Genomic DNA, 7,737 nt, shown 5'->3' with positions numbered 1-7,737 from the left:
GTCTCGAACGGAGCGTTCGCGACATCGCCCGGCGCCTCACCACGAGAGCACACCACATCCGTGAATGCCACATCGAGGGACTCTGAGTCCCTCAATGTGGCATTCACGGACGTTTGGCGGCGCAGCGGTTTTTCTCGATTCGCTTCATGTTCTGGTAGCCCCAGTCGCCGAGCGGTCCCAGTGCCGTGTTGAGCGACTGACCCAACGGCGTCAGCGAATACTCGACCTTCGGCGGGATCTCGTGGAACACCTCGCGATGCACGATCTCGTCCGACTCCAATTCGCGCAGCGACTGGATGAGCATCTTCTCGCTGATGCCCTCGATCTCCCGCTTCACTTCGCCGAACCGCCGTGGCCCCGCGTCCAGTGCCCAGAGGATCAGCACCTTCCATTTGCCGCCGATGACGTCGACAGCCGCGTCGAGGCCGCAGAGGTACCGTTCCGCCGAGCGCATGCCGGATCTCCTTGCCGTGCTTGATGCTTACGTTTTGGTGGGTACCTGACTTTAAAGTGGGTACTTGAGCATTGTAAAGCGCGCAAGCAGCATTGCGGACATGCGAGAGAACACAGGGGAGACCAAGCAAGCAGTCACCGTCATCGGCCTCGGCCCCATGGGCAAGGCGATGGCCGGTGCCTTCCTCGGCCACGGCCATCCGGTGACCGTCTGGAACCGCACCGCGAGCAAAGCCGACGAGCTGGTGGCCAAGGGTGCCACCCGGGCGGCCACGATCGGCGAGGCGCTGGGCGCCGCCGAACTGGTCGTGCTGAGCCTGACCGACTACGACGTGGTGTACACACTTCTCGAACCGGCCTCGGAATCCTTGTCCGGCAAGGTGATCGCGAACCTCACGTCCGAGACCCCGGCGAAGGCCAGGGCCGCTGCCGCGTGGTTCGCCGAACGCGGCGCCCGGCAGCTGACGGGCGGGGTGATGGCCTCGGCGCTGGACATCGGCAGCGGTGAAGCGTCCACTTTCTACAGTGGACCCCGGGACGCCTTCGAGGCGCACCGGGGGACCCTCGCCGTGCTCACCGGAACCGACTACCGCGGCGAGGATCCTGGACTCGGGGCGCTGTATTACCAGCTCCAGATGAGCATCTTCTGGCCGGCGGCGCTCGCCTACGTGCACACGCTGTCGGTCGCGCGTGCCCACGGCATCACCGCCGCCGAGTTCGCGCCGTACGTCTCGCCCACTTTGGAGTCTGTCGCCGCGGGAATCGGTTTCTACACGGAGAAGATCGACGCGGGCGAGTACTCCGGCGAATTCGAGCGGCTCACCATGGGAGAGGCGAGCGTGGACCACGTCGTGCGCACGGCCGAGGAGGCGGGAGTCGACTCCTCGCTGCCCTCGGCCGTGCTGGACGTGTTCCGCCGCGGAGTGGCGGCGGGACATGGGGAAGACAGCTTCACCAGTCTCGTCGAGGTGTTCGCGAAGGCTTAGCGCGCCCGGAGATGCGCCCGGAGGCCGGTGACTCCGGGCGCGTGCTCCGGCTTCAGCACGAGGTCCTCGTCGTAGTCGCCGCCGTGCTGCGCGCGGAACGGCAGCGGCTCGGTGCAGTCCAGCGTCTTGAGCCGGTCGCGCAGTTCGGCGACGGATTGTGCGTAGTGGTCGTCGGAAACCCGGTTCGCGCCGTACACGGCCAGCGGCGGCAGCACGGACATTCCGGTGTACCACAGGGCTCCGTGCTGCAGGCCGAACAACAGCTCGTCGAGATCGCCGTTGACCCCGCGCGACCCGAAGGTCGCTTCGGGGCCTCCGGCGGTGACGAGCACCAACGCGCGCTTGCCTTCGAGCACGCCTTCGCCGTAGCGGCGGACATGACCGTCGGCGGCGCGGGTGCCGTAACCGAAGCCCTTGACGAAGACCCGGTCGAACCAGCCCTTGAGAATCGCGGGCATTCCGTACCACCACAGCGGGAATTGGAAGATCACCGTATCGGCCCAACGCAGTTTTTCTTGCTCCGCAACGATGTCCGCGCTCAGTGTCTGTTCCGTGAAAGCCTGTTCCGAGCGAGGGCCGACGAAGAGCCGGTCGTCGGGGTCGGCGGCGTAGTCCTCTCGGTCGACGACCGGGTTCCAGTGCATGGCGTACAGATCGGACTCGCGGACCTCGTGGCCGAGCGTGCGCAGCGTGTCGATGCCTTCGTCACGCAGCGCGCCGTTCAGTGATCGTGGTTCGGGATGAGCGGAGACCCACAAGACGTTCATGGGTTCATGGTCACCGCGGTGGCGGCGTCGGGACAGTGGCCCGATGGCCATCATATGTAAGAATCGAGCCATGGCCGTTTTCACTCACCCCGGACGGCATCGTGTCGCGGTGCTGGTCCGGCAGGGCATGCTCGTGATGGAGCTCGGCATCGTGCACCGGCTGTTCCGCCAGGCCCGGTCCGCCGACGGGGAACCGCTGTACGAGGTCGTCACCTGTACGCCCGAGCCGGGACAGGTCCGCACCGACTCGGACATCACGATCACCGTCGAGCAGGGCCCGGAGGCGCTGGCCGAGGCGGACACGGTGATCATCCCGGCCTCGCGGGTCGAGTACGAACCGGACGCGCACGCGCTCACCCCGCCCGTCGAGCGCGCGCTCGCGCTGATCCGGCCCGGCACCCGGATCGCGTCGATCTGCACCGGCGCGTTCGTCCTCGCCGCCGCCGGGCTGCTCGACGGCCGCCGCGCCACGACGCACTGGCGTTCGGCGTGCGAGTTCCAGGAACGCTTCCCTCAGGTCAAGGTCAACGCCGACGTGCTCTACACCGACGACGGGAACGTGCTGACCTCCGCGGGTGTGGCGTCGGGTATCGACCTGTGCCTGCACATGATCCGCTGCGACCACGGCGCCGCCGTCGCCAACGACGTCGCCCGCGGCACGGTCGTTTCGCCGCATCGTGATGGCGGGCAGGCACAGTTCATCGTGCGCCCGGTGCCCGAAACGCAGACTTCGTCGACCGCCGCCGCGCGGGCGTGGGCGTTGGAAAATCTGCACCGGCCGCTGACGCTGCGCGAGCTGGCGGCGCGGGAGTCGATGAGCACCCGGACGTTCACCCGGCGCTTCCGCGAGGAGGTCGGGATGTCGGCGGTGCAGTGGCTGACCCAGCAACGCGTCGAACGTGCGCGGCACCTGCTGGAGGAATCGGACCTGCCGATCGACCGGGTCGCAGAGGAGGCTGGTTTCGGGACGGCGGCGTCACTGCGGCAGCACCTGCAGTCCGCGCTCGGAGTGTCCCCGAGTGCGTACCGGACGACGTTCCGCAGCGCGGTCTGAGCTGCGCTCAGGAGGATGCCGCAAAGTGAATGAGAATTCGGCAGTGCGAGACTAAAGCTGCAGGTCAAGAAGTGTGCTCCCCGCCCACGCGGGGCTGGTCCCGTCCCTATGGCCGAGCGGACCACCGTCGTCGGGCGCTCCCTGCATTTGCGGGGCTGAGTGACCATCGCAGCGCTAACCCTTCGCTGAGCGCGAACAGGGCGGTGATCGGTACGGCTATCGGGCCGGTCTTTCGGGCAACAACGGGACAGCGGTCCCATGCGCCCGGGACACCTGACCCGGCAGGGTGATGGAGCGGCGGGTGGGACCACCGCAGTAGTTCGAGGGGAATGGGAAACGATGTTCGAACCGAACCGCACACCCGTGGTCGTACGCGCCACCGATCCGATCCTGCACAACGGCGTCTGCATGGCGCTGCGCTCCCGCGACGACGTCTGGGTGGTGGACGGGGAGTCCGCCGAACCGAGCATGGTCGCGCTGCTGGTCGCCGATCGTCTCGACGACGGGATGACCCAGCTGTTGTCCGCGTTGCACTGCCAGGGATTCACCCGCATCGTGCTGGTCGCGGGGGAAGTCGACGACAACGAGATCCTCAGCGCCGTCGAGCACGGGGTCTGCGCGGTCGCCCGCCGCGCCGAGGCCGGGCCCGACGTGCTGGTGCGGCTGATCAAGGCCGCCGCGGCGGGGGAGGGGGCGCTGCCGCCCGATCTGCTCGGCAGGCTGCTGCACCGGGTTTCCCGGCTGCAGCGCCAGGTTCTGCAGCCGCGCGGGTTGCACCTCGGCGGGATGAGCAACCGGGAGACCGAGGTGCTCAAGCTCGTCGCTTCCGGGTTTTCGACCCAGGAGATCGCCGATCAGCTGTGCTATTCGCAGCGGACGGTGAAGAGCATCCTGCACGACGTCACCAACCGGTTCCAGCTGCGGAATCGGTCGCACGCGGTGGCCTACGCGCTCCGGGAAGGGCTGATCTAGGCCATGATCACCCAGGTCGACGCGGCGTTGTGCCGGCTCATCCGGCCCCATCTGCCCGAGGGGACGGAAATCCGGCTGGACCCGCCGAAACCGGCCTGGCAGCACGAAAACCGCGTGCGGAGCGTGGAGTTGTTCCTCTTCGCCCTGCACGCCGCCGCGGAGGAAACGCCCGCGAGGGGAGAGGCGCGGGACGGGGGACGTAGCGCCGGTGCCGGGGGTACCGGCGCTACGCGTCCCGCGCGCCGCTGCACACTGTCCTATTTGGTCACCGCGCGGGCGGATCGGGTCCACGAGGAACACACCCTGCTCGACGCCGCGCTGCACGCCGTGGTCGCGGCGGGTCTCCTGCCCGCCGACGTCGAGGAGGGCTGTCTGCCGGTGCGCCTTTCCCTCGCCGGCACCGATCCGACGGGCCTGTGGCCCAGCCTCGGCATCCCCGCCCGCGCCGGTTTTGTCGTCAGCGTGACCGCCGGGGTCACCGCTCCGGCGCGGTGATCAGCGCGGCACGCGTTCGGCGGGCCAGCGCACTTCGCCGACGTCGCCCGGGCGCGGGATCTTCAGGAACAGGCTGAACACCACGGGCCGTTTGCTGGACAGTTCGAGTCTGCCGCCGTCGGCCTCGACGAGTGCTCTGGCGAGCGCCAGCCCGACGCCGGTCGAACCACCGCCGGAGAAGCCGCGTTCGAAGATGTGCGGGGCGAGTTCGTCGGGAACGCCGGAACCGGTGTCGGCGACTTCGATGACGACCGTGCCGTCGGCGTCGCCTCGCCGCGCGGTAAGGGAAACCGTGCCCGCGCCGTGTTGCAGCGCGTTGTCCAGCAGGACGCCGATGACCTCGCGCAGCCGCGCGGGAGTGACCCGCACGGTGAGCCCGTCGGCGATCTTCAGCCGGAGGTTGCGGCCTTCGGCGCGGAGCAGCTGACGCCACTCCTGGCACATCTCGGGCAGGGCGTCGGACAGCTCGACCGGTTCCGCGCCGACTTCGCGGGCGGCGCGGGCCGCGGCGAGCAGCTCGTCGAGTGCTTCGGCGAGCCGGTCGGCTTGTTCCTGCGCGGCCTTGGATTCGTCGGCGACCTCGGCATCGGGATGCAGGGTGAGGGGTTCCAGCCGCAGTTGCAGGGCGGTGAGCCTGCTGCGCAGCTGATGCGAGACGTCGCCGACGAGCTGGCGTTCCCGCTGCACGAGCTGGGCCAGCGCGGTGCCGGAGGCGTCGAGCGCCTCGGCGACCATGTCGAGTTCGCCGACGCCGTAGCGGCTGGGATCGGGCCGGAAGTCGCCGCCGCCGAGTTTGGACGCGCGTTCGGCGACGTGCCGCAGCGGACGCGCGAGCCGTCGCGCGGTCACGGTGGCGACCACTGCTCCGGTGCCCACCGAAAGCACGACGAGCAGCACGACGAGCAGGGTCACCTGGGTCTGGCGGGCACGCATCGGGCCGGACGGGATGGACAGCACGACCGTGCCTTCCCGGGCGATCGGGACGCTTTCGGTGAGCGGGTCCGGACCCGGCGAGGTGCCGTAGCGTTTCTCGATCAGCCCGTTCGCGCGCACGGTGAGCAGGCCGTTCGCCTGCACGGCCGCGCGGACCTGGTCGAGGTCGATCTCCTGTCCGTTGGCCAGCTCGTTGTCCAGGATGGCGGCGACCTGTCGTGCCTGCCCGGCGAGGGTCTCCCGGTAGAAGTTCTCCACCAGCCGCCACGCGGTGATCCCGAGCGGGATGCCCAGCACCGCCGCGGTGACCGTGACGGCAAGGAGGATCGCCAGCAGGATCCGGCGGCGCATGGTCATGCGATGGACTCGCTCCGCGAGGCTGCGTTCAATTCTTTTTGGCGCATGATGTCCATGATTCGCTCGCAAGCATCGCTCATGAGCGCAGGCTATTCGGTGTTGAACCGGAAGCCGACACCCCGGACGGTGGCGATCCGGCGTTCGCCGTCACCGGAGTGCACCGACGACGACTTCGCGGGCCGCCCGGCCGCCTCGTCGGCGGCGATCGCCAGCTTCCGGCGCAGCCAGGACATGTGCATGTCGAGCGTTTTCGACGTCTTCGATTCGAGGTCGTTCCAGACCTCGGCGAGGATCTCGTCGCGGCTGACGACCTGGCCCGCGCGGCTCATCAGCACCCGCAGCAGCTCGAACTCCTTGTTCGCCAGCTGGACCTCGCGCAGGTCGACGGTCACCAGGCGGGCACCGAGATCCATCCGCACGCCGCCCGCCTCCAGCACCTCCGGCGCGCGGCGGCGCAGCAGCGCGCGGATGCGGGCGAGCAGCTCGGCGAGCCGGAACGGCTTGGCGACGTAGTCGTCGGCACCGGCGTCGAGACCGACGACGAAGTCGACCTCGTCGGTGCGCGCGGTGAGCATCAGCACCGGCATCTCGGTGCCGCTCGCGCGGAGTCTGCGACACACCTCGAGGCCGTCCATCGCGGGGAGCCCGAGATCGAGGACGAGCAGGTCGACGCGGTCGGCGCTGGTGGCGTCGAGGACGGACGGCCCGTCGGTGACCACCTTGACCTCGTAGCCTTCGCGTTCGAGCGCCCGGGACAGCGGTTCGGCGATGGCGGGGTCGTCTTCGGCAAGTAGGACCATGCTCACCTGGTCAACTTTACGACCGTTAGCCGTGAAACCATCGTGACCGTGCCTGGATACCGTCATGATCTTGACCTCGCCACCCGGCTGGCCGACGCGGCCGACACCATCACGACCGCCCGGTTCCGGGCGCTGGACCTCGCCGTCGAGCGGAAACCGGACCGCACGCCGGTCACCGACGCGGACACCGCCGTCGAGGACGCGATCAGGGAGATCCTGAGCGCCGAACGGCCAGGGGACGACGTCGCGGGCGAGGAACGCGGCGGTACCGCGGGCGCCACCGGCCGGGCCTGGGTGCTCGACCCGATCGACGGAACCAAGAACTTCCTGCGCGGGGTACCCGTCTGGGCGACCCTCATCGCCCTGGTGGAGGACGGCTCACCCGTGGTGGGGATGATCAGCGCCCCGCTGCTCGGCCGCCGCTGGTGGGCCGCGCTCGGCGAAGGCGCCTGGCTGCGCGACGCCTCGGGGGAGCGGCGGCTGTCGGTGTCGGCGGTGTCGTCGCTCGAGGACGCGTACGTATCCACCACCGACCTCGGCTCGTGGACCGAGTACCACTCGCGCGAGCGCTACCTGGAGTTCGTCGACGCGTGCTGGGAGAGCCGGGCGTTCGGCGACTTCTGGCAGCACTGCCTCGTCGCGGAGGGCGCGCTGGACGTGGCCGCCGAGTGCATCGTGAACCCCTGGGACGTCGCCGCGGCGCAGATCATCGTGACCGAGGCGGGCGGGCGGTTCACCGACCTCTCGGGGGAGCCGCGCTACGACACCGGGAGCGCGCTGTCCACCAACGGCCTCGTCCACGACGCCGCCCTCGCCCACCTGCGCCGCTGACCCCCTCCGCGCTCCGCTCACTCCGCCCGCTCCGCAGCGCCGTGGACGTGCCGTTAAGGCCACCTTACGGGCGTCAGACGCCCGTAAGG

General features: G+C 69.3%; 9 protein-coding genes. 5 read left to right on the top strand and 4 right to left on the bottom strand.

What is annotated here, in order from left to right; genetic code table 11:
* Nucleotides 1-103: 103 nt before the first annotated feature.
* Nucleotides 104-454 (bottom strand): winged helix-turn-helix transcriptional regulator, encoded by a 351-nt coding sequence (locus tag ACFW0G_RS44990; protein ID WP_378331727.1) that lies wholly within the window; start codon nucleotides 452-454, stop codon nucleotides 104-106.
* 100 nt (nucleotides 455-554) lie between these two features.
* Between ACFW0G_RS44990 and ACFW0G_RS44985 the strand changes: the two genes are divergently transcribed.
* Complete coding sequence (locus tag ACFW0G_RS44985) at nucleotides 555-1,439, top strand: NAD(P)-dependent oxidoreductase (protein ID WP_378331726.1); 885 nt, start codon at nucleotides 555-557, stop codon at nucleotides 1,437-1,439.
* Here the strand turns inward: ACFW0G_RS44985 and ACFW0G_RS44980 are convergent.
* The gene (locus ACFW0G_RS44980; protein ID WP_378331725.1) at nucleotides 1,436-2,206 is read right to left on the bottom strand and encodes an NAD(P)H-dependent oxidoreductase; all 771 of its coding nucleotides are present in this window, start codon (nucleotides 2,204-2,206) and stop codon (nucleotides 1,436-1,438) included. The two genes, ACFW0G_RS44985 and ACFW0G_RS44980, sit on opposite strands and share 4 nt — an antisense overlap.
* Before the next feature lie 70 nt (nucleotides 2,207-2,276).
* On the opposite strand from ACFW0G_RS44980, the gene ACFW0G_RS44975 reads away from it, so the two are divergent.
* The 3 genes from ACFW0G_RS44975 (at nucleotide 2,277) to ACFW0G_RS44965 (ending at nucleotide 4,727) form a co-directional block, all read left to right on the top strand.
* A complete protein-coding gene (locus ACFW0G_RS44975) occupies nucleotides 2,277-3,260 on the top strand; it encodes a GlxA family transcriptional regulator (protein ID WP_378331724.1) in 984 nt (327 codons plus the stop codon).
* A 339-nt stretch (nucleotides 3,261-3,599) separates the two neighbouring features.
* Complete coding sequence (locus ACFW0G_RS44970; protein WP_378331723.1) at nucleotides 3,600-4,232, top strand: response regulator transcription factor; 633 nt, start codon at nucleotides 3,600-3,602, stop codon at nucleotides 4,230-4,232.
* A 3-nt stretch (nucleotides 4,233-4,235) separates the two neighbouring features.
* A complete protein-coding gene (locus ACFW0G_RS44965) occupies nucleotides 4,236-4,727 on the top strand; it encodes a Pvc16 family protein (RefSeq protein WP_378331722.1) in 492 nt (163 codons plus the stop codon).
* Here ACFW0G_RS44965 and ACFW0G_RS44960 read toward each other — a convergent pair whose 3' ends face one another.
* Complete coding sequence (locus tag ACFW0G_RS44960; RefSeq protein ID WP_378331729.1) at nucleotides 4,728-6,011, bottom strand: ATP-binding protein; 1,284 nt, start codon at nucleotides 6,009-6,011, stop codon at nucleotides 4,728-4,730. It abuts the gene before it with no gap.
* A 95-nt stretch (nucleotides 6,012-6,106) separates the two neighbouring features.
* Nucleotides 6,107-6,817: a response regulator transcription factor gene (locus ACFW0G_RS44955; RefSeq protein WP_378331728.1), complete on the bottom strand. Its 711-nt coding sequence runs from the start codon at nucleotides 6,815-6,817 to the stop codon at nucleotides 6,107-6,109.
* A gap of 42 nt (nucleotides 6,818-6,859) precedes the next feature.
* Here ACFW0G_RS44955 and hisN point away from each other — a divergent pair, with 42 nt between their 5' ends.
* Nucleotides 6,860-7,648 carry a histidinol-phosphatase gene (gene hisN, locus ACFW0G_RS44950; protein ID WP_378331721.1) on the top strand — a complete coding sequence of 263 codons (789 nt, stop codon included), beginning with the start codon at nucleotides 6,860-6,862 and terminating at the stop codon, nucleotides 7,646-7,648.
* The last annotated feature ends 89 nt before the right edge of the window (nucleotides 7,649-7,737 follow it).

The sequence above is a fragment of the Amycolatopsis sp. NPDC058986 genome, from assembly GCF_042741125.1.
Lineage (GTDB): Bacteria > Actinomycetota > Actinomycetes > Mycobacteriales > Pseudonocardiaceae > Amycolatopsis.
This window is presented reverse-complemented; position numbering and strand designations above follow the sequence as displayed.

What these genes read in the sequence shown, in the direction of transcription:
- ACFW0G_RS44990 (WP_378331727.1), bottom strand. Translation starts at nt 454, where the DNA reads ATGCGCTCGGCGGAACGGTACCTCTGCGGCCTCGACGCGGCTGTCGAC.
- ACFW0G_RS44985 (WP_378331726.1), top strand. Translation starts at nt 555, where the DNA reads ATGCGAGAGAACACAGGGGAGACCAAGCAAGCAGTCACCGTCATCGGC.
- ACFW0G_RS44980 (WP_378331725.1), bottom strand. Translation starts at nt 2,206, where the DNA reads ATGAACGTCTTGTGGGTCTCCGCTCATCCCGAACCACGATCACTGAAC.
- ACFW0G_RS44975 (WP_378331724.1), top strand. Translation starts at nt 2,277, where the DNA reads ATGGCCGTTTTCACTCACCCCGGACGGCATCGTGTCGCGGTGCTGGTC.
- ACFW0G_RS44970 (WP_378331723.1), top strand. Translation starts at nt 3,600, where the DNA reads ATGTTCGAACCGAACCGCACACCCGTGGTCGTACGCGCCACCGATCCG.
- ACFW0G_RS44965 (WP_378331722.1), top strand. Translation starts at nt 4,236, where the DNA reads ATGATCACCCAGGTCGACGCGGCGTTGTGCCGGCTCATCCGGCCCCAT.
- ACFW0G_RS44960 (WP_378331729.1), bottom strand. Translation starts at nt 6,011, where the DNA reads ATGCGCCGCCGGATCCTGCTGGCGATCCTCCTTGCCGTCACGGTCACC.
- ACFW0G_RS44955 (WP_378331728.1), bottom strand. Translation starts at nt 6,817, where the DNA reads ATGGTCCTACTTGCCGAAGACGACCCCGCCATCGCCGAACCGCTGTCC.